Annotated in this window: 17 protein-coding genes; 10 read left to right on the forward strand and 7 right to left on the reverse strand. The window is 60.1% G+C overall.

Annotation, left to right across the window (positions count from 1 at the left end; translation table 11 throughout):
• Positions 1-576: 576 nt before the first annotated feature.
• Positions 577-1,968: a radical SAM protein gene (locus DESU86_RS04405; RefSeq protein WP_179979936.1), complete on the reverse strand. Its 1,392-nt coding sequence runs from the start codon at positions 1,966-1,968 to the stop codon at positions 577-579.
• On the opposite strand from DESU86_RS04405, the gene DESU86_RS04410 reads away from it, so the two are divergent.
• The 4 genes from DESU86_RS04410 to DESU86_RS04425 all read left to right on the forward strand — a co-directional run bounded on the left by DESU86_RS04410 (position 1,967) and on the right by DESU86_RS04425 (position 6,138).
• Complete coding sequence (locus tag DESU86_RS04410; RefSeq protein ID WP_179979937.1) at positions 1,967-2,413, forward strand: hypothetical protein; 447 nt, start codon at positions 1,967-1,969, stop codon at positions 2,411-2,413. The two genes, DESU86_RS04405 and DESU86_RS04410, sit on opposite strands and share 2 nt — an antisense overlap.
• Before the next feature lie 26 nt (positions 2,414-2,439).
• Positions 2,440-3,528, forward strand: coding sequence for a BMP family protein (locus tag DESU86_RS04415; RefSeq protein WP_179979938.1), 1,089 nt, complete (start codon positions 2,440-2,442; stop codon positions 3,526-3,528).
• A gap of 41 nt (positions 3,529-3,569) precedes the next feature.
• On the forward strand, positions 3,570-4,739 hold the full coding sequence (locus DESU86_RS04420) for an MFS transporter (protein ID WP_179979939.1): 1,170 nt from the start codon (positions 3,570-3,572) through the stop codon (positions 4,737-4,739).
• Positions 4,740-5,058: 319 nt separating this feature from the next.
• On the forward strand, positions 5,059-6,138 hold the full coding sequence (locus tag DESU86_RS04425) for an ABC transporter substrate-binding protein (protein ID WP_179979940.1): 1,080 nt from the start codon (positions 5,059-5,061) through the stop codon (positions 6,136-6,138).
• A gap of 386 nt (positions 6,139-6,524) precedes the next feature.
• On the opposite strand, the gene DESU86_RS04430 is transcribed toward DESU86_RS04425, so the two are convergent.
• The 5 genes from DESU86_RS04430 to DESU86_RS04450 form a co-directional block, all read right to left on the reverse strand.
• Positions 6,525-7,577 (reverse strand): bifunctional methionine sulfoxide reductase B/A protein, encoded by a 1,053-nt coding sequence (locus tag DESU86_RS04430; protein WP_179979941.1) that lies wholly within the window; start codon positions 7,575-7,577, stop codon positions 6,525-6,527.
• Between the two features lie 231 nt (positions 7,578-7,808).
• Positions 7,809-8,795 (reverse strand): UDP-glucose 4-epimerase GalE, encoded by a 987-nt coding sequence (gene galE / locus DESU86_RS04435; protein ID WP_179979942.1) that lies wholly within the window; start codon positions 8,793-8,795, stop codon positions 7,809-7,811.
• 328 nt (positions 8,796-9,123) lie between these two features.
• Positions 9,124-9,570 carry a flavodoxin gene (locus tag DESU86_RS04440; RefSeq protein WP_179979943.1) on the reverse strand — a complete coding sequence of 149 codons (447 nt, stop codon included), beginning with the start codon at positions 9,568-9,570 and terminating at the stop codon, positions 9,124-9,126.
• A 258-nt stretch (positions 9,571-9,828) separates the two neighbouring features.
• Positions 9,829-10,071, reverse strand: a complete 243-nt coding sequence (locus DESU86_RS04445) for a hypothetical protein (protein ID WP_179979944.1) — start codon at positions 10,069-10,071, stop codon at positions 9,829-9,831.
• 200 nt (positions 10,072-10,271) lie between these two features.
• On the reverse strand, positions 10,272-11,678 hold the full coding sequence (locus DESU86_RS04450; RefSeq protein WP_179979945.1) for a radical SAM protein: 1,407 nt from the start codon (positions 11,676-11,678) through the stop codon (positions 10,272-10,274).
• An 86-nt stretch (positions 11,679-11,764) separates the two neighbouring features.
• Between DESU86_RS04450 and DESU86_RS04455 the strand changes: the two genes are divergently transcribed.
• Positions 11,765-12,268: a hypothetical protein gene (locus DESU86_RS04455; RefSeq protein ID WP_179979946.1), complete on the forward strand. Its 504-nt coding sequence runs from the start codon at positions 11,765-11,767 to the stop codon at positions 12,266-12,268.
• Between the two features lie 147 nt (positions 12,269-12,415).
• Here the strand turns inward: DESU86_RS04455 and DESU86_RS04460 are convergent, their stop codons facing one another.
• Positions 12,416-13,438, reverse strand: coding sequence for a glycosyltransferase family protein (locus DESU86_RS04460; RefSeq protein ID WP_179979947.1), 1,023 nt, complete (start codon positions 13,436-13,438; stop codon positions 12,416-12,418).
• A gap of 120 nt (positions 13,439-13,558) precedes the next feature.
• Between DESU86_RS04460 and DESU86_RS04465 the strand changes: the two genes are divergently transcribed.
• From DESU86_RS04465 to DESU86_RS04485, 5 genes are all read left to right on the forward strand, one after another.
• Positions 13,559-16,756 (forward strand): AsmA-like C-terminal region-containing protein, encoded by a 3,198-nt coding sequence (locus tag DESU86_RS04465; protein ID WP_179979948.1) that lies wholly within the window; start codon positions 13,559-13,561, stop codon positions 16,754-16,756.
• 146 nt (positions 16,757-16,902) lie between these two features.
• Positions 16,903-17,574, forward strand: coding sequence for an adenylate kinase (locus DESU86_RS04470; protein WP_179979949.1), 672 nt, complete (start codon positions 16,903-16,905; stop codon positions 17,572-17,574).
• 712 nt (positions 17,575-18,286) lie between these two features.
• Positions 18,287-18,811, forward strand: coding sequence for a dUTP diphosphatase (gene dut / locus DESU86_RS04475; RefSeq protein WP_179981713.1), 525 nt, complete (start codon positions 18,287-18,289; stop codon positions 18,809-18,811).
• A gap of 68 nt (positions 18,812-18,879) precedes the next feature.
• A complete protein-coding gene (locus DESU86_RS04480; RefSeq protein WP_179979950.1) occupies positions 18,880-20,085 on the forward strand; it encodes an aspartate aminotransferase family protein in 1,206 nt (401 codons plus the stop codon).
• A gap of 127 nt (positions 20,086-20,212) precedes the next feature.
• Positions 20,213-20,431: a TraR/DksA family transcriptional regulator gene (locus tag DESU86_RS04485; protein WP_179979951.1), complete on the forward strand. Its 219-nt coding sequence runs from the start codon at positions 20,213-20,215 to the stop codon at positions 20,429-20,431.
• Positions 20,432-20,591 lie beyond the last annotated feature (160 nt).

The raw sequence follows: 20,591 nt of genomic DNA on the forward strand, positions 1-20,591 counted from the left end.
ATTCTCGCGGCAGCCGTTGCCCGCTCCTGCGGGCTTGCCTGAACCGTTGGCGGGAACCGCCTTACGGGGCAGGACAGCATCGCTAGTGCAGCGTTAGAGCATGTACATTTTTTCAAAGTTACAAGGCTCTAAACGCCCTTGAGCCCGCCTGCGCGGGACGGCAGGGCAAGCCGCAGGCGCGCCCGGCTGGAGAACAAAAAAACGTCAGCAGGGCAAGGCAGCCAACAAAGCACGAGGAAGCGTGTAAGAAGTCGGGGAAACACAGGAGACGTCGGAAAAAACGGGAGAGCCCGGGCAGAGGCCCGACAGAGGGAGACAATACTGCGGCCCTGATAAAATTGGGGGACGAGCCGCCGGATGCTACAGCCCGTCCCCCGGTTGCCCTGAGGCAACCCGGACACACCCCGGCCATCGCGTCCCGCCGGTTCCGGGACTGAAAGCACGGTTGGCGACTGCCTGGCAAAAGACAATCCCCTGTGGTCCGCAAGAAAAACGCCTGATCACGCCGGTAAAACAATTGCCTGGCGCCATGCCGTGGCTCCTGCCGTGTGGCATAGCGCCAACCGAATCCTGCCGTCAGATAAACTCGTCCATACAGCCAGCCCGCACTTTTTTGAGCAGACGATCCGCCGCGCCGCGCTCATGCAGGGACATTCTGCCCAGCTTTTCTTCCAGCAGGCGTTCGCCCTGGATGCGTGTATAGGGAGTGGCGTAATGCAGCAAAAATTCCATAAACGACGCCGCCGAATTGGGGCCACACTGCCCCTTCATGCCGCACTCGCGCACCATGGCAAGGAACTCCTCGCCCCTGCGGCCCAGACGCGGACACGCCGCGCAAAACGACGGCAAATGGCGCGCGTCTTCAAGCAGAAAGCGCACCACTTCATCCACATGGCAATCCTCGCCCAGGGGGAAGGGCACCTGCTGCCCGGGGGCCACGGTCCATCCTCCATAGGGGTTGGCCACACTGCCCGTGAGCAGTTGCGAGGCTCCGGCGCCACAGCCGTCGCGCCAGAGTCCGGCAGGTTCCTTTGTGGTCAGGATGACGCCCGCATAGGGCAAAGCCAGTCTGGCCAGGGCCACGCACCGCAGGTAGTTGGCATCGCTCACCGGATAGGGCGCGCTCATGAGGCTGCCGGGGGCGGGACGCATCCTGTGCAGGCTTACGGTACGGCACCCCATATCATACACGCGCTCAAGATGCTGCGCGTGCTGCGCAAGGGCGAGCAGGTCAAACTGCCATGGCCCAAGGCCCAGCAGAATGCCCATGCCCACATCGGGCACGCCTGCCGCAAAGGCCGAATCGGGAGCGGCAAGGCGCTTTGCGTAGTTGCTTTTCGGGCCCGACACATGGGCCGCGCGATAGCTGGCCTCGTGGTAGGTGTCCTGATAGATGAGGACAGTGCCCACATAGGCGTCCAGAAGCACCTGGTACTGGCTGCTTTCCAGCGGCCCCACGTTGACGTTGACGCTGTGGATTTCACCCACACCGTCAAAAAGCGTATAGAGAATGCTTATGGCCTCGGCCAGGTAGTCCACATCGGCGTTGGGCAACTGCCCGCTGACCAGGAATATGCGTTTGTGCCCCTGGCGGATAAGCTTCAGCGCCGCCTCGCGCATCTCCGGCGAGGTCATGTACTTGCGTTCCACAAGCCCGTTGTCCCGCCGGTTGGAACAGTACAAACACTCGCTGCCGCAATGGTTGGAAAGGTGCAGCGGCGCGGAAAGCACCATGCGGTCGCCATAGACCTTCTGCTTGACCTCGTCCGCCACGGCAAGAATGCGCTCATGCCCCACCGGATCATCAACGCGCATGAGAGCGACGATTTCATCCTGGTTGAGGGCCTCCATCCGCATGGATTTATCCAGAATATCGCGAAGCTCGATGGCGTCTGGAGCCTTTTGCCGGGTCAAGGCCTTTTCAATCGCGGCCACATCAAACCATAGGGGCAATGATTCCGCAGACATGCTGTTCACCCTCTCGTCCATTTCACAAAAATGTCTGTTTGAAAATTTTCTTTATACACTTGCTGTCGATGATTTGATTGTCCAATATTTCACATTGTACTGTCAAGAAAGAACTTCAAATATTTTACAACCGCACCTGCAGCCACCGCCCAAAAATTGCGCGCAAAAGCGCGCATGCCACTGCTGGTTGAATATCCGCAAGCCAGATGAACCTGCGCCATTTCCTTTGCGTGTCCGGGTATTGCGGGCTGCGGCACGCGGGCGTATGCTTGCCGCCCGGCCGTTTGTCCCCATTACGTGTTTAAGGGAAACGCTGATTTATTCCGTTTGGCGGCGTTGCTTCACTTTTTTTGAGACAGTCGAAAACGGAAGAGTCCACTCCTGCTTCAAAAAAAGAGCGCGCCATGCCAAACGAAACAACTGCGCGTTTCCAGGAGCCTCTTAAATCAATGTTCCTAAGGAATACCGCCCATGCGCCACAGTGAATCGCCTTTTGTTCCGTCCCCCGTCTTTTTCCTGCTCTGCCTCATACTGCTGGCCCTCTGCGCCACAAGCTCCCCATACGCGGCGGAAACGGCCACTGCCGCCGGCGGGCATCCGCTGCGCGTGGCCCTGCTGCTGGAACATCCCGGCGGTGACGGCGGCTGGAACGACGCCCTGCTGCGCGGCCTTGAACGGGCACGGCAACTGCCTGTTGCCGCCGAAGTTCTGGTGGCTCCGGCCCAGGCCGACACCGCCGCCATCCAGGAATTTTTCCGCAATGCCGCTTCCAGCCATGATCTCGTGCTGGTGGCTTCTGACCGGCTGCACGAAGCCCTGCGCAACAATGCCGCCAACTACCGGCGAACCCTGTTTGGCTGCATTGATGCGGGCATACGCGCGCCCAACATCATGTGCATAACCTTTGCCGACGAGCAGGCAGCCTATCTTGCCGGAGCGGCGGCGGCCATGATCACGACGCAGACATCCCTGCCCGGCATCAATGCCGACAGAACCATCGGCTGGCTGTCAGGGCAAGACGTGCCCGCCATGCGCTCCCTGCTCAACGGCTTCGTGGAGGGCGCGCGCCTTGTGGACCCGGAGGTGCGCGTCATCAACCGGATCACGGGCTCCTTCACGGACGCTGCCGCCGGGGGAAAGGCCGCCAGCGAACTGCTGGATCAGGGCGCGGACATTCTGGTGCTGGCCAGCGGGCTCGGCAACGGGCCAGCCCTGGAAGAAGCCGCCAAACGTGGCGCGTATGTCATAGGGCTTGACGGAAACCAGGACGGCAGACTGCCGGGGCGCGTGATCACCTCCATTGTCAAAAAGGCTGACGACGCCGTGTATGACCTGGTGGCCGCCGCCGCTTCGGGCAACTTCAAGGGCAAGGAAATCCTCGTACGCGACCTCAAGAACGGCGGCGTGGACATCACGGATATGGGACCATTCCGCACATGGGCGGGCAAAAATGTTCCGGCAGGCATGGACCGCAGGCTGCGCGAACTGCGCGGCGAACTGGAGAACGGCGGCATCCGCCTGAAATCCCTGCGCGAAAGAACACTCTGCGACTGCCTGTAGCGTGACGCCGCGCAAGGACGCGGCGACCCCGGAGAATTCTGATGCCCGTGTATTATTGGTTTCCCATACTTGGCTGCCTGGGAATCGGTTTCATGTTCATGAACATTCCGCCAGTGGCCACGCAGTTCATGCAACTTTTTCATGTGGGCTACAGCGGACTGTCGTTTCTTTTGAGCGCCCTTTTCTGGACGCACGCCCTGGCCCAGATTCCGGCGGGGCTGATTATCGACAGGCTGGGCATACTGCGCTCTCTTGTGATCTCGACCATCCTTTGCACCGTCTGTTCCCTCGCGCCCTTTCTGGCCCCCCACAACCTCGCCCTGGCCATAGTCATGCGCCTAGTGGTGGGCATGGCCTCGGCCATGCTTTTTCTTGGCGTGGTTTCGGTGGTCAAGGTTCTGGCCCCACCGCAGTTTCTGGCCCGCGCCCAGGGAATGCAGGGCGCGGCCTTCAGCCTCGGCACCATGGTTCCATATCTTGTGCTGCCGTTTTTCGAGGCTCAGGGGTGGGTGGTGAGCTACATCATGGTGGCCCTGATGCCCGCCCTGCTGCTGCTCGCGCTGCTCTGGACGCCACGCGACTCATTGCGGCAAAAAACCATGTCCGGCACTGACAACAGCATCTGGCTGGCTCTCAAAAGCGTCGCCAGATCAAAACAGCTCTGGTTTCTCGGCTGCTGCCACGGATTTTCTTTCGGCACCATCACGGCGCTGGGCAGTTGGCTGCCCACTGTTCTTGCCGACCGCGACCAGAACAATGGGCCTGAACACTGGGCTCTTGCCACCGGAGTGGTGCTTCTGGCCGGAACCTTTGCCCGCATTGGCGGCGGAGAGATGGCCGGCAGAAGCGGCCTCCACAAGCTGCTGACACGCCTTGTGCTCGGCATTTCCCTGCTATACACAGCCATGGCCCTTATGCCCGGCCCGTTGACCACACTGGCGGCGGGCGTGTGCCTGGCCGTCTTTTGCGGCGGCACCTACGCTGCGGTGTTTGTTCTGACCATCCGCACCACAGGGCCGGGGCTTGTGGCCACCGGAGTGGGCTTCATGGCTACCGTCGCCTGCCTCATCAATGTGCTGCTCACCCTGCTCATGGGCAATGTGCGCGAATACGCGGGTTCATTCGGCCCGGCGCTGCTGGTCACGGCCCTGTGCACTGCGGCCCTGTACCTGTGGGGCCGCAGGCTCTGTGGTGACGGAAGCTTCAACTGAAGACATACGGAACGCCCGGCCCCGCCTTTCAGGCATTGCCGCAAAATAAAAAAACAGGTAAACAGATTATGCCCGCCTCAAGCCGGGCCCACGCGGGTTGTACCCCTAGAGCATTTTCGCATTGCGAATATCCACTCTCGCGGTAGCCGTTGCCCGCTCCTGCGGGCTTGCCTGAAGCTGCGCTTACGCCTCTGCGGCGGGCGTCAGCTCATGCATCCGCCAGAGCAATTTCAAAATGAAATTGCTCTAATCCCCCCAACATTCTCCACTTGCACTCTGTCCGCCTTCCTGCGTCTCCACATCTTTCCGGGAGAAAATTATGCTGAAAAAATATATTATCCTGTTTCTCGCCACCCTCATGCTGCTGCATTTCACCGCGCCCGGAGCGGACGCGGCCAGACTGGTGCGCGTTCCCACCGCCTGGGTGGACGAATTTGAAACGTTTCTCATGTGGTACGCCAAAGAAAAGAAGTGGGACAGAGAAGCCGGACTGGATATTGAAATTAATCAGTACAATTCCGGCTCGGAAATTCTCAATGCCCATTCCACGGGGGCATGGGTGTATGCCGGCATGGGAGTAATCCCCGCCATTCTCGGCAATATGCGCCACAATGTCGTCGCCATGGCCATAGGTGTGGACGAGGCTGCCGCCAATGGCGTGGTGGTGCCTGCCGACAGCCCCATTGCCAAGGTCAGGGGCTGGAACAAAGAATACCCCAATGTGCTCGGCAGCCCGGACACAGTGCGCGGCAAAACCTTTGTGCTTACCGACATCAGCTCGGCGCACTATGTTCTCTCCATCTGGTTGAAGACGCTTGGCCTTCAGGACAGTGACATCAGCATCCGCGACATGGCGCAGGGGCTGGTGGTGGCCAGTCTTGAAAACCATATCGGCGACGGGGCCGCCCTGTGGGCGCCGCAACTGTATCTAGCGCTGGACAAGGGCGCAGTGCTCGTCGCAGACCTGAAATATTGCGGCAAGGAAAGCTACACCTACCTTGTGGCCGATGCGGAGTATGCCAAGGCCAATCCTGAAATAACGGCCAAATTTCTCACGGTATATTTTCGGGCTGTGGATGATTACATGAGCAAAAGCCCTGAAACTTTTCTGCAGGATTACCGGCGCTTTTACCTTGAATGGGCAGGCAAGGACTATGATGAAGAACTGCTGCGGCGGGACATAAAGAGCCATCAGGTGCTGCCCCTGGCCGAGCAGCAGAGCCTTTTTGACGAGACCAACGGGCGTAGTGGCGCGCAGAAAGACATTGAGGATGTTGCCAGGTTTTTCGGCAGCCTGGGGCGGCTGAGCAAGGACGAACTGTCCAGAGTCAGCACGTCATCCTACGCCACAGACAAATACATCAAACTGGTGCCGCCCAACCTCAAGCTGAAAAAATAACGCGGCGGCCCCGCCCGGCGGCAATTCGACGGCCAAATCAGCGGCCAAATCAGTTGCCAAACCGGCGGGCAGTCCGGCGGCAGTCCGGCGAAACTTCACAGAACAACAACGACAACGGCACGGAGCATTCCGTGCCGTTGTCGTTGTCATCTGGTCTGGCAACAGAGAATAAAAGTTTTAGGGGGTGGGGGCGTGGGGGAGGCGGCCCTTTTCCAAAAGGGTCCCTCCCCCACAAAATATTTCGACGACACTGTCTAGAGCAGATCAACTTTGAAATGTTTCGCATTTCAAAGTTTTCATTCAGCCGAAAATGCGATTTCCGGCTGAATCCACGCCACGTTGTGGCGCGCTGCACTCTCGTGCAATGTTAGAGCATTTACACTTTTTCAAAAACGGCCACCTCTGGCGGGTTCATCAAAACGCGGCACGGACATGTGGCAGCGGCCCCGCCCGATGCGCTCGGCAAAACGCTGGTGATAAGCCTCGGCCTCATAAAAAGGCCCGGCTGGCTCAAGGCGCGTCACCACGTCATAGCCCTTTTCCCGCAAAAGGTTCATGAGCTTGAGGGCCACGGCCTTTTGCTCCGCATCGAGGTAAAACACGGCGGAGCGGTACTGATCGCCCACATCGGGGCCCTGACGGTCCAGCTGGGTGGGATCGTGGATTTCAAAAAAGCGGCGCAGGATCTGCTCATACGTGATCTGCGCGGGATCAAAGACAATGCGCACGGCTTCGGCATGGCCGGTGTCGCCCCGGCACACGTCTTCATAGGAAGGGTTTGACGTGCGGCCGCCCGTATAGCCAGAAACAACGTCACGCACGCCGGGCATACGCCTGAAGGCGTCCTCCACCCCCCAAAAGCAGCCCCCCGCCACAATGGCCGTGCCTGTTGTCGCGGCGGTCTGGGCGCGCTGCGCCAGGGCTTTGGCTTCTTCAGGACTGCCAGCGGGGTAAAAGGCCATGGACAGCGAGTTGACGCAGTGGCGCGTGTTTTTGGCCGTGAAGCCTTCGCCCTCAAACACATGACCAAGATGCCCACCGCAATGGGCGCAGACTATCTCGACCCTTCTCCCGTCCGCATCGGGCAGCCGCCGCACGGCCCCCGGCAATTCGTCGTCAAAGCTCGGCCAGCCGCAGCCGGACGCAAACTTATCTTTTGAACTGTACAGCGCCGCGCCGCACTGTCGGCAGACATAGGTTCCTGCCGCCTTGTTGTTCGTAAGCTGGCCGGAGTTGGGGGCCTCCGTGCCTTTGCGCAAGATAACGTCCGCCTCGCGCGCGTTGAGAGGCGGCATGGGATATGTGGGCTTCATGGCAGCCTCCTGTGAAGGGCTGGCTGAATCAGCGACGGCGGCATTTGCTTTTGTCGCCGTGACTACGGAATACAGGCCGCAGAGCAAGAACACGGCCAGAATCAGAAAAAGGACATGATCACGCATGGCATTCTCACTGTTACCAGTACAATAACTACCCTGCCGACAGGGTCAATGCTTCACGGCGGGCAGAGGCATCAGCCTCAGGAAACTGGGGGGGCAAAAGGGCCGCGCCATAGCGTGAGGGAGCGTCCAGGCGGGCGTAGCAGCGAAAATACCTGCCCTGCGCGGGCGACCCCTCCGCAGGCGGCCGCCGTATATTTCACGATAACAATGCCGTTGCGCGCGGCAGCACTGTCAGGAAGAAAACCCGTCAGGATGGGTCTTGTGCCATTCCCAGGCCGAGGCGATGATCTGGTCGATGCCCGCCCTGGCCCGCCAGCCGAGAATTTCTCTGGCGCGGTCGGCCGAAGCCACGAGCCGCGCGGGATCGCCATAGCGGCGCGTGGCCACGGTGACGCCAATATCATACCCGGTCACCCGGCAGGCCGCCGCCACCATTTCACGTACGCTGAACCCCTTGCCATTGCCAAGGTTGCAGATTTCGCTGCCGCCCCCTGTGCGCAGATAGTCCAGAGCGCGCATGTGCGCGTCCGCCAGATCCATAACATCCAGATAGTCACGGATGCAGGTGCCGTCAGGGGTGGGATAGTCATTGCCAAAAATGGTCACCACATCGCGGCGGCCCAGAGGAACCTGGAGAATCAGGGGAATAAGGTGGCTTTCAGGATTGTGGGCCTCGCCTATGGCGCCGCCGGGCCATGCGCCGCCCACGTTGAAATACCGCAGGCTCACAAAGCGGATGCCGTGGGCCTTGCCCACCCAGTGCATCATGCGCTCCATAATGAGCTTGCTTTCGCCATAGGGATTGGTGGGGTGCAGCGGCGCGTCCTCATCGATGGGCACGCTCTCCTGCTCGCCGTAGACGGCAGCCGACGATGAAAAAACTATCTTGTCCACACGGTTGCGCACCATGGCTTCCAACAGGGTCTGCATGCCGTGGACGTTATTGTGAAAATATTTCAGCGGCTGCTCCATGCTTTCACCCACCAGCGAACTGGCGGCAAAATGGAGCACGGCATCCACCCTGTTGCTCGAAAACACCTGATCCAGCAGCGCCTCGTCCCGTATATCGCCTTCATACAGGCTGACGCCGTCAGGCAGGGAAGCGCGGTGTCCGGTCAAAAAATTGTCCACAACAACAACGTCCTCGCCGCGCGCCAGCAACGCGCGCACATTGTGGGAGCCTATGTAGCCAGCTCCACCGCAAACCAAAATGGACATGAGCATTCTCTTTTGTTGAAAGCACAGCAGCGCGGCGGCACCGCGCGGGCAGAGTTCCGCTTTTTGCACATCAACTACGGTCTGGCAAGCCTCACCAGGGCCGTGAATGTATTTTGCCACGTCTTTTTCTGTGAAGCCAGCATATGAACAACTTTTTTTATGCCGGCCGTGTACCGGCCCTCTTTGCCACGACAAAACCCGCACGGCCCCTAGAAAACGACGCGAGGCCCGAAACCAGCCGGGGTTTCGGGCCTCGCGGGCATATCTGCCGAAGCAGCCGTAACTACCGGGCTGCCGCTACGCTTTGCCAGACAGTGCTATGACTATTCTACAGCTTCTTGAGCACATCCTCGGCAAAGGAGGCAATGGCGTCGGGATCGCTGGAGGCGTCGCCTTCCATCTTGAGACCTTCACAAATGATCTCGGCCCCGAGGCCCTTGGCCTTTTCTTCAATGGCGGGCACAGCGCCACAATAGTGTTCATACTCCATATCGCCCGAAGCAAAGGCGGCCACCTTCTTGCCCTTGAGGCCCATGCTTTCCATTTCGTCAAAAAGCGGGGCGAAGTCGTCCTGCAGTTCCAGATCTTCCATGCCCCAGGCCGAACTGCCCATAAGCACGGCGTCATAACCGTCGGCCAGGTTTTCGGCAGCGGCTTCAGCGGCGTTCAGCAGGGTCACTTCATGACCGCCGGCAGCAATAAGCTCTTCCAGCTTCTGGGCAATGCTCTCGGTATTGCCGGTGCTGGAACCAAACAGAATCATAACCTTGCTCATGGTGCGCTCCTTCCGGCCAAAGGCCGGACATTTATAAAATGAATTTCATTTTCAAGTGAAATAATTAGGTTCACCGCCTGTGTCAAGCCCATATCCCCAAAGCCTGGCAGGTTTCGTCGAAAGAGTCCCTGTTTGCCGTCAATAAGACCATTTTTCGGTCATTGGCGCGCCAGCCGCACGTCAACCATGTGCTGGCCGGGGAATGTCCGCCCGCGCTGCCCAGCCCTGGAATCCCTGGAGGGCGGGGCGTGGTCATTTTCAAAACAGACTGCCCCGCTGCCCCTGAACTGAAAAGACGCCAGCCAGGGCCAGCGTCTTCAGCTTATAAAGGGTCAGGAAAACATCTGTGACCAGCGTCACATTTATAAATTCTTTTTTGCACGCCGCCATAGGCAGCCAGCACGCACCAGCGGACAACAATAGCCAAACAACAATAGCCAAACAACAATAGCCGGACAACAGCAGCCAGGGATGCGCTATTGCCAGATATGCGGCCGCCACGCTACGCAACCCCCGGATGCGCGGGCACCGGGCGCAATCGCAGGTGCGGTCATCTGGATTCGTTCGTCAGCATGCACTGCCACTGAATGCGAGGCCGCCGGTGCAGTAGCGTTTCAATAAGAGTTTTAGGGGGTGGGGGCGTGGGGGAGGAGACCCTTTTGCAAAAGGGTCCCTCCCCCACAAAACATTTCAAAATAACACTACTCCAAATCAACGCAGGCGCTTTCGCCGGGAGCCAGCGCGCCTTCCTTGGCGCGGGGTTCCGGCAGGCTCCATGCTCCGGGCATGGGGGCCGTCAGTTCCGCTTTTTCGCCCACGTAGGGATTGAAGTAGCCATGGCGCAGCCAGGGGCAGAGCTTTTTCAGCCTTTTCATAAACTGGGTCAGGCCCATGCTTGGCGAAAGCTCAAGCTTGCCCCCGTCTTCCATATCCCGCTTCATGAGGTCAAAGTACCACTCGGGATCAATATTGAGATTGCGCCACTGGATCATGCTGACGCCGTTTTCGCCCACCATGCGCGCCAAGGCTTCCAGTTCTTCTTCTGTATCGGTGATGCCGGGAAAGAAGAGCAGGTTCAGAGACACGAAAATGCCCCGGCTTCGCGCCTCGCGTATGGAGGCGCAGACATGGTCCAGGCTGTAGTCCGCAGGCCGGTAATAGCGTTCGTAGAGGGTAGGGCGCGCACTGTTGATGCTCACGCGCAGGCTTGTGAGCCCGGCTTCGGCCAGACGGGCCACGGCCTCGGGCCGCGAGGCGTTGGTATTGCAGTTGATGGTTCCCAAACCGCCACCGGAACGGAACAATTTTATGCTTTCCTCAAGAAGGTCGGGGTTCATGAGGGGGTCGCCCTCGCAGCCCTGCCCGAAGGAATAAATGGGCGCGCGGTTTTCACGTCCGGCATGAATGCGCATGACCTCGGCCACTTCTGCGGGTTCCGGCGTGAAGGCCAGACGGCACTGGGGCGTCACGGCCACGGGCGAGTCCTTGTCCTGGGCGGAAATACAGCCCACACAGCGGGCATTGCAGGAGCGGGACGTGGGCAGGGGCGCTTCGTAACGGCCAAGGGCGAAATTTCGGGCCGCCGGGCAGTCGTAGCGGGCCACGCAATTATCCAGGATATGCCGCACAAGGCGGTTCTTGGGATAATCCTGCAGCAGCCCGCGCGCGCCCTGCTCTATGCGGTGGCGCGGGATGCGGCTGAAAACCTGACGCTGATCCGTATCGACCTTGCGGGCGCAGATATAAAAGCGCCCACGCGCAAAACCAATGGCCCCATACGCGAACAGGGGCAGCAGGGGCGCGCCGGGATTGCTGGCATAGGCCGGATGCGCCGAAAGAGTGTGCGCGGGGGCGGCAAAAGCCGCCACGGCCAGTTGGGCTTCGCCTTCGGGCGGCACTATTTCTCCGGTTTCGGGGTCAAGCCCCACGGCCTGTCGGCCAGGCAGCAGAAAAAATTCGCTTTCCTCAGGCAGGGGCATGAGTTCGTCAGGGCGCGGCAGCCCCCACTGCGCGCCCCTGCGACAGACCATGAGCAGGCGTTCATCATCGTAAATATTGCCCTGCTCGTCCGCCATAACAAGATGCGGCTCAATATGCTGCGCGGCCATAAATGCTCCTTGCCCCGGCGGGGGTGAACGTATATAACGGCCCAACGTGGCCGGGCGATCCCGGCCCGTACTTTTGGAGGCCCTTCATGTTTTCCATAATGCTTTTCATTTTTTTGTGTTTTTTCGGCATTCTCGCCGTCCTTGTCTATATGCTGCGCTGCCAGGAAAAGCTGGTGCGGCAACTGCGCGAGGAGCACTCCCAGTTGCGGGTGATGCTGCGCACCCTGGAGTCGCGCCTGGATTATCCGGACGGCAGCCAGCCTGCCGCTGCTGATGTAAGCGCCGCTGATGCAAACGTCAACAATGCCCCAGAGCAGCAGGATTATGCCTCCCCGGCTTTCTCGATGGAAACCGCGCTGGACATGGACTCGAACCCGCAGGAGACTGCGCCCCACCAGACGCGGGCCGCCAGGTTGACGGCACGCACGGCCGATGCCGTCGCCACCGCTGGCAATGATCCCCTGCTGCACCTGAGTTTTGACCCGCCTGCCGGCAAGAGCCAGGGGCCGCGCCCGGCTGGCGCGCCAGCTATTGACCCGGCGCTGGATCTGCATTTTGACCCTATGGATGCGGCGCAGGCCCAACGCTAGAGCATTTAACACTTGAAATGCTCGCGTACGGCAGGCAAAAGCCCGCCTACTCGCATTTCGTGGCAAGGATTTTCAGAAAAATCCTTGCAGAGCATTTAACTCATTTCATTCGTAAACTGCTCTAACGCGACCCGGCTTTAGACTGGCCTAGGCCTCAGGGCCTGCAAGGCCGTAACGCCCTTTGGCCGCAGCCAGATACGCCCTGCGCGCGTCAGGGCAAACGCACTCTTCGGCCCAGTGCAGATAGAGCAGCTTGAGGCATTGTTCAAGCACGGCATCGCTCCTGGCAATCCGGCTGGCCACAAGCTCTTGGTGTCCGCAGGTCCACAGGTCGCAGATGTTGTCGGTAAAAGCCTGGGCCCTGTGGGCCGCGCGGTGACGCGCATTGACCTCGGCCAGCCCTGTGGCGCGAATGTGGGCCGCCACGTCGGGGTGTTCCAGCAAGAATTTTATGCGAAAAAGGGCGTCGCCCACATCGTTGGGCGCGTAGCCCACAAGGTGCTCGCCGTCCACAAAAAGCTGGGCAAAACCGTGTCCCACGCGGGGCGTCACAAGACAGCCGCCGCAACCGAGGGCCTCAAAGGTCCTGAAGTTCAGGTCGCCGCGCTCGCAATGGTTAAGCAGCACACGCCCCTGGGGGAAAAGCCGCCTGTAGCTCCCCGTTTCCACGTGCAGACCGGGGAGCTGACTGCCAAGCGCGCGTAAAAATTCTGAACGCAGGGGCGTGTTTTCCGAAACAGTGCCCACAAAAAGACAGTCCCATACGGACTGCACGTCGGGGTCGGGCTGATCCTGCGCCCAGGCGAAGGGCGGCGACCACCACACCCTGTCTTTAGCAAGAAATGGCCCGTGGAACCGGGGAATGTCATCACGCAGGGAAACCATACAGGCGTCAAAAGCCTGGGCATAGAAAGGCTGCCAGCTATGGATATGCGAATCCACACTGTAATAAACCGTCAGGCAGGGAAATTTTTCAACCCCGAGCACAAAGGGCGGGCGGCTGTTATCGCCCACAACCAGCACGTCGGGCACAAACCCCGCCAGACGCACAAGGTCCTCCCAGCCGAAGGCGCGATCGCCCCCAACATTGTGCAGGGCCACGTCCTGCCAGCCGCCAGCGTGCAATTCCACACCGAAAAAAGGGCTCCCCAGCCATAAAATACGCTGCATGGTTCTCCGGTAACTGTCAGAAAGTCTTTTGCATGTCATACAGTTGCCAATAAAGACAAGATACAATAGGTTAGAAACCTAGCCTCGACGCTTCGCCGCGTCAAGACGAGAGACTGCAACATGCTTCTGAATGCCCGCCGCCTACGCCTTTTCGCGCGCATCCTCCTGGCGCTCCTCCTCCTGCTGTCCGGCCTGACGGCGGGGGCCTTTTACCTGTTGCAGCGCAACCCCGAGGCCCTTGCCGGGCATTTTATCGAAGAACTTCGGGCCAGTACCGGGCTGTCCATCTCTGTGGACGCCGTCAGCGTGGCCCTTCTGCCCGTGCCGGCACTGGCCGTGAGCAACGCCACCGTCACAGGCGAAAACTGGCATTTTACCACAGCCTATGCCACGTTGCGCCCCGATTTTGCCGCGCTTCTTCAAGGGCGATTTGAACCTCGCAATGTCTCCCTCCTGCGCCCCCGCGTGGAAGGAACCGTGCCCGTGGCCCTCGGCCCCGGCATGGATCTGAAAGGCCTGCTCGCCTCTGGCAGCGGCGGGGCGGCGACATTGCCGGGACGCTGTCGCCTTGCGGTGCAGCAGGGCGAGCTGCGCATCCTGGGGGCCGACGGCTCAAGCCTCGTCATCGAGGGCGCGCAGTGCGACCTCGAAGCCAAACCGGGCGACAACATCCAGGGCACCCTCTCATGGGCCGCCGCCACGCTTGCGCCCGCTGACGGTCAACCCATGCGCCTGGACAGCCTGTATGTGGACGGCAAAACCAGCCTTGTCGATCCCCTGGGCAAAAGCCCGCGCATGGCGTGCAGCGGCGTATTGCGCCTCCCGGACTGGCTGCCCGAACTGAAATTTTCCTTCAACCTGACGCCCGATATCATCCCTGGCAAACAGGGCCTCACTTTTGCGGCCGACCTCGGCGGCTCCATCTCCAAGGATGGGGCGAGCATTCCCTTCAAGTTCGCGGGCGGCGCAGCATGGCGCAACGCCGACCCGCAAGCGGTCAGTCTGAACAAACTGCAACTGACCCTTGGGCCAGACAGTGTGAGCTTTGACGGCGCAGTGCAGCTTGAAGGCCCCATTGGCCCCGCCCTTGGAGGCAGCCTGCACCTGCACCGCGCAAGCCTCACGCGCTGGCTGGGTTTTGCCCGCAATCTGGCCCCCGGACTGCAACTGTCCCTGGACGAACTTTCTGAAGGACTGCTTGTTTTTGACATGGACGCGGCCGGGCTGCGCGTACCGCACATTGAAGTGACGGCGGCGGGCGCCCGGTTTACAGGATCGGGCGGCGTGGCCGACTGGCACAAGCCCGAAGTGGCCCTGGACATGACCACCGAGAACGTCAATCTTGGGCGCGCCATCCCCGAAGCCGTGGGCGACATGCCCGAAGAGCCCAAATTCGAGTACGGGCCGCTCACGCCCATGCCGGGCGGGCCCGTCATTCCAGGCGAAATCGGCGTGGATTACAACATCCGCCTGGCCGCCAAAAAAGTGGACTACGGCACCATCATCATCAATGACGCTCTTGTGGTTATCCGACAAGGGCTGATCGACGCCCAAAGCCGCCTTGAAGACACCCTGCTGCTTGTGGAAGGCAAGCTTTACGGCGGCAGCATCAAGGGCGAAACCATCCTTGGCGGCGACACGAGCACACCCTACTCCATACGCCTGCGGGCGCGCGACGTGAATGGCGAAAACCTGGGCAAAGACCTCAAGGTCATGCCCGTGGGCGGCGGCCGCCTGCGCGCCGATGTGGACATCATGAGCCAGGGGCGCGAACTGGACGTCTTTTTGAGCAAGTTGCGCGGCAGCGTCACCGCAAGGGCGGAGAACGGCTTTCTGCGCGCGCCGCCGCGTATCAGCGGCGGCAAAAAAACCACGTTCGCCTTTGCCTCCCTGGACATTGGCCTCAAGGTACGCACGGCGGCCTGGGACGGCCAGAAGCTCGGCCTTGAGGGGCAATGGAACGCGGCAATGGCCGCCGCCGGGCTGGACATGGCGACCGACATCAACGGCAGGCTGTGGTTCAGCGGCGACGGGGCCGATGGCGGACAGATGGATTTCACCAATCTGCCCGGCTCGCTTTCGCTGCGCATGGACGCGGAGCGCTCTTTCAATCCCGAAGGAGTGCACGTTCAGGCCTCGGGCCGCTTCAGCGGCCAGTCGGCCCGCAATGAATTTTCGGTATCCGAGGGGCATTTCACCGCGCTGGGCGTGGAGGCCCACGGCCAGGCCAGCTTTACCGCCGCCCCGGAGGGGATTTCGTGGCAGGGCAAGGTATCGGCGTACAGCCCCGACATGGCCCGCACCCTGCGCCTGGCGGGCCTTGGCAAGATTACCATGCCCAAGGGCTTCAGCAGCATCGAAATGGACACCCGCTTCAGGGGCGACCCCAATTCCCTTTCTTTGCGCGAAATCCGGGCCAAACTGGATCAGAGCGCCGTCACCGGCACACTGAACCTTGACTGGCGCGACCAGGTCAGCCTCAATTTCAAGCTCACCGCCGACCAGTTTGACCTTGACCGCTACATGAAGGCCAATGAGGGAAAATCCGGCGAGTCAGAGGGCAAACCGTGGGATTTCCGCTTTATGCGCAGCTTCAGCGCTTCCGGCGAATTTGGCGTCAACAAGCTCACAGCCATGCGCTTCACGGTGCAAAACCTGCGCTCCAAGTACAAACTTGAAAACGGCAAGCTCACGTCCGACTCCATTACCGGCCAGTTTTACGGCGCGCCCATCGTCAGCAGGGTCTCCATCAACTTCACGAGGGGCCTCAGCTTCGCCAATACCCTCACCATCAACGACTTTGATCTGACGGACGCCAGCAATGCCAGGGGCGGCGCAGCCGCACTCAGCGGCAGGGGCTCCATCCACTCGGAGGTGCATGCCAACCTCACCGGGCCGGATCAGTTGCCCGCCCTGCTCAACGGCAAATGGCGCGTCGAGGTGCTCAACGGCTCCTACCAGCAGAGAACGCCGGAGGGCAAGCTCAAGGGCAAGCCCACGATGATTACCGCTTCGGGCGCGTCCGGGAGCATTACCAATGGCGTGGCGCGCAGTAGTGATTTTTATCTCAAGGGGCCGGGGCTGCAGGTTGGCGGCGGCGGCTGGATCAACTTCAACAGCGAGACCCTGGACTGCAATTTCAACGTCAGCATGAAGAACGTTCCTGACTTTCCGCTGCGCCTTTACGGCGGCCTGAGCAACACCAAAACCTCCATTGGCGCGGGCACGTTTATCCTGAACACCCTTGGCGACATTACCAAGGGATTTGTGGATGTGCTCGGCGGTATTGTCGAAGGCACATGGAAACTCTTTCGCTGATAAATTAGCTGGTTCGGGTACAGAGCCTCAACGCCCTGTCGACTATTCTTCCTGTCTCCCGTTGACAGAAGCGGCCTTAGGGGCTAGGTTCATTGCGTGTTCTTTTTTGCACAACCAAAATTGCGGTTCCGCCAAGGAGAGTAACGGTGAATATTCTGATTTTCGGACCCAACGGCAGCGGCAAAGGCACCCAGGGCGACCTCATCAAGCAGAAGTATAACCTCGCCCACATCGAATCCGGCGCCATATTCCGTGAACACATCGGCGGCGGTACTGAACTGGGTAAAAAAGCCAAGGCCTATATTGACCGTGGCGACCTTGTGCCTGACGACATCACCATTCCCATGGTGCTTGAAACCCTGAAGACCAAGGGGCAGCACGGCTGGCTGCTGGACGGCTTCCCGCGCAACATGGTGCAGGCCGAAAAACTGTGGGACGCCCTCAAGAAAGAAGGCATCCGTCTGGATTACGTGGTGGAAATCCTGCTGCCGCGCGAAGTCGCCAAAAACCGCATCATGGGCCGCCGTCTGTGCAAGAACAACAACAACCACCCCAACAACATTTTCATTGAGGCCATCAAACCCAATGGCGACGTGTGCCGCGTCTGTGGCGGCGCTCTCTCCAGCCGCTCCGACGACCAGGACGAGGCCGCCATCAACAAGCGCCACGACATTTACTACAACACCACTGACGGCACCCTGGCCGCCGCGTATTTCTTCAAGGATCTTGCCGCTCAGGGCAAGACCAAATACATTGAACTGAACGGTGAAGGCAGCATCGAGTCCATCAAGGAAACCCTGTTGTCCAAACTGGCCTAAAGCCAGCGGGGGTCTTTTATCGCAGTCCGGGCCGCAATGGATGCGTTTCGGCAGTGCGGATGAGTTTCGGGCAGCGCGGTTGCCGCAGCCACCCAAACCCTGACCGCTCTTATGAATAAAAGACCATATTCCCGTTGACGCCCAACCCGTTCCCACAGGAAACACCGGCCGCAACGCCGGGAAAGGGGCTCCAGCCGCAAGGCAGGAGCCCCTTTTTGCGTGGGCCGCACAAATTCACCATACAAATGCACCAGTAGAGCATTTAACACTTGAAATGCTCGCGTACGGCAGGCAAAAGCCCGGTACTCACATTTCGCAGCAAGGATTTATCTGAAAATACTTGCAGGGCAATTAACTTTTTTCATTCGTAACCTGCTCTGGCAAGCCAGAGCAAATTAATTTTGAAATGCTTTACATTTCAAAGTGTTCTTTGGGCCGAAGAATGCGGTTTTAGGCAGAATCCACGTACATTACGGCGCACTACGCTCTCGTACAAAAGTTTTAGGGGGTGGGGGCGTGGGGGAGGAGACCCTTTTCCAAAAGGGTCCCTCCCCCACAAAGCATTTCAAAGCGCCAGCGCTCTCATCGTTGATGCGCTTTTAAACCGTCCGGGACGGACGCACACGGCGCGCTTGCCCCCAAGCCCAAGCTGCGCTACTACTCGGCCATGAGCAATTCACAAAACACCAATGGCTTTGCCAAAAGCGCGTCCATGCTGCTGGACGACGTGCTCGGTCTGCCCGACGCGGTGCAGGCCGACAGCACTGTGGATGTGGCCTTTGTCCGCCCTGAGGCCCGTCAGCTTTACGCCCAGGACGGCGACGATTTTTTTGCCCCTGCCACCAGCAGTTCCGCGGGCTTTGACCTGCGCGCCTGCCTCACTGGCGACAAGGGCGCAGAGGCAGTTATCGCCCCTGGCCAGCGCCTCAAGATCGGCACGGGCATTGCCGTGCAGCCCCGCGCAGCGGGCATTGCTGGCTTTGTTTACTCCCGCAGCGGCCTTGGCGCGCGCGACGGCCTGACCGTGGCCCAGGGCGTGGGCGTCATCGATCCCGACTATACGGGGGAAATCCTGGTGGTTCTACTGAACACCTCCGGGCAGGAACGCCGCATCGCCAATGGCGAACGCATTGCCCAACTCATCTTTCAGCCCTTTATGCGGCCACGCTGGCGCGAAGTGCAGGAGCTGGCTCCCACCGAGCGCGGTTCCGGCGGCTTCGGCCACACAGGGCGCTGATCACGCGGTGCCGAAACACCGGCACATCACCTCAACACCATAGGTTCATCGAGAAAAGGAGTCCGTCCATGTCACAAGCCTTTGCTGCCGTCAAAGCCGGGGAAGAAAGCCTGCTCTGCCGTTCTTACAGCCGTTATCCCGTGGCTGTGGTCCGAGGCAAAGGCGCGCGACTGTGGGATGTTGACGGCAAAGAATATGTGGACCTGCTGGCTGGCATCGCCGTTACCGCGCTTGGGCACTGCAACGACGAAGTCAACGCGGCCCTGACCGCCCAGGCTGAAAAACTCTGGCACGTGAGCAATCTTTTTTACCAGAACGAACAGCTTGAACTGGCCCGCCTGCTGCTGTCCACAAGCCACCACAACAAGGCTTTTTTCTGCAACTCCGGCGCAGAGGCCAACGAAGCGTGCATCAAGCTGGCCCGTCGCTACATGCGCAAGGTCAAACTGCGCGACGCCTATGAAATCATCACGCTTGACGGCTGCTTTCACGGGCGTACCCTCGGCGCTCTGGCCGCCACAGGGCGCGAAAGCCTCAGCGACGGCTTCACGCCGCTGCCCGAAGGATTCAAACAGGTTCCTGCCTGTGACCTTGAGGCCATGAAGGCGGCCATAACCCCCGCCACCGCCGCCGTAATGGTGGAAGTGGTGCAGGGCGAAGGCGGCGTGGTGCCGCTGTGCGGCGACTATCTGCGCCAGCTCGAAGCATTGTGCCGTGAGCGGGATGTTCTCTTCATGTGCGACGAAGTGCAGGATGGACTGTGCCGCACGGGCAAATTCTGGGCTTTCCAGAATTATGGGCTGACGCCCGACGCCATCAGCGTCGCCAAATCCCTGGCCAACGGTCTGCCCATGGGGGCCATGCTGGCTACCGATGCCGTGGCCTGCGGCTTTGAAGCCGGCAGCCATGCCACCACCTTTGGCGGCGGCGCGCTGGTTTCGGGCGTGGCAACCAAGGTTGTGGAAATACTGCTGCGCGACAAGCTGGCTGAAAATGCCGCCAATCTTGGCGCGCATGTAAAGCGTGAGATGGCCGCCATGCAGGATCGCCTGCCCGGAAAAATCAAGGAAGTACGCGGCATGGGCCTCATGATCGGCATCGAGCTCGCCGTGGACGGCAAAGCGGTGTGGGAAGAACTGCTGCGCCGGGGCTACATCTGCAACCTGAGCCACGGCGTGACCCTGCGCCTTCTGCCCGCCCTGAATATCGACAAGGCTGACCTTGATTCCTTCATGCATACCCTTGAAGAGATTCTCGGCGGCCGCACCGCCTGAAAAAGCTCTTTCAGGGGCTTTACAGAAAAATAATTGTGGACTAAATAGTCTGCGTAGAAAATCGATGACGATTGGTACGGCAACCCCGCTCCGGCGGGGTTGCCGCTTACTTTGACAAGGAGACGCCATGGACGTTTTTGATCAAGCTACAGAACTGGAGCGCCTGGACAGGGAATCCGCTCTCATGCGGGCCCGTGCCGCCATTGATCGCGGTGGGCCGGAAATGATTGACGGCGTAGCCTGTTGCCGTGATTGCGGCGAACCCATCCCCCTGAAACGCCTTGAGGCCCTTCCCGGCGTTGGCCTGTGCCGCGCCTGCCAGGAAGAACGCGAAAGCGGCGACTAGCCGCCCCCTCCCCGACATTTGCCACAGGGCCTGCCCGGTCCCGTTGCCCTTTTTTTCGGCTGCCGCCTGGTCTTGGTGCTCGCCCTTTTTCCGGCGGCATAGGGGGATGTTCGGCTGCGTCTCATGCCGCGCCCCATGCCTGGCCTTGCTAGAGAAAGAC

The sequence above is a fragment of the Desulfovibrio sp. 86 genome (assembly GCF_902702915.1).
In the GTDB taxonomy this organism is placed as follows: domain Bacteria; phylum Desulfobacterota; class Desulfovibrionia; order Desulfovibrionales; family Desulfovibrionaceae; genus Desulfovibrio.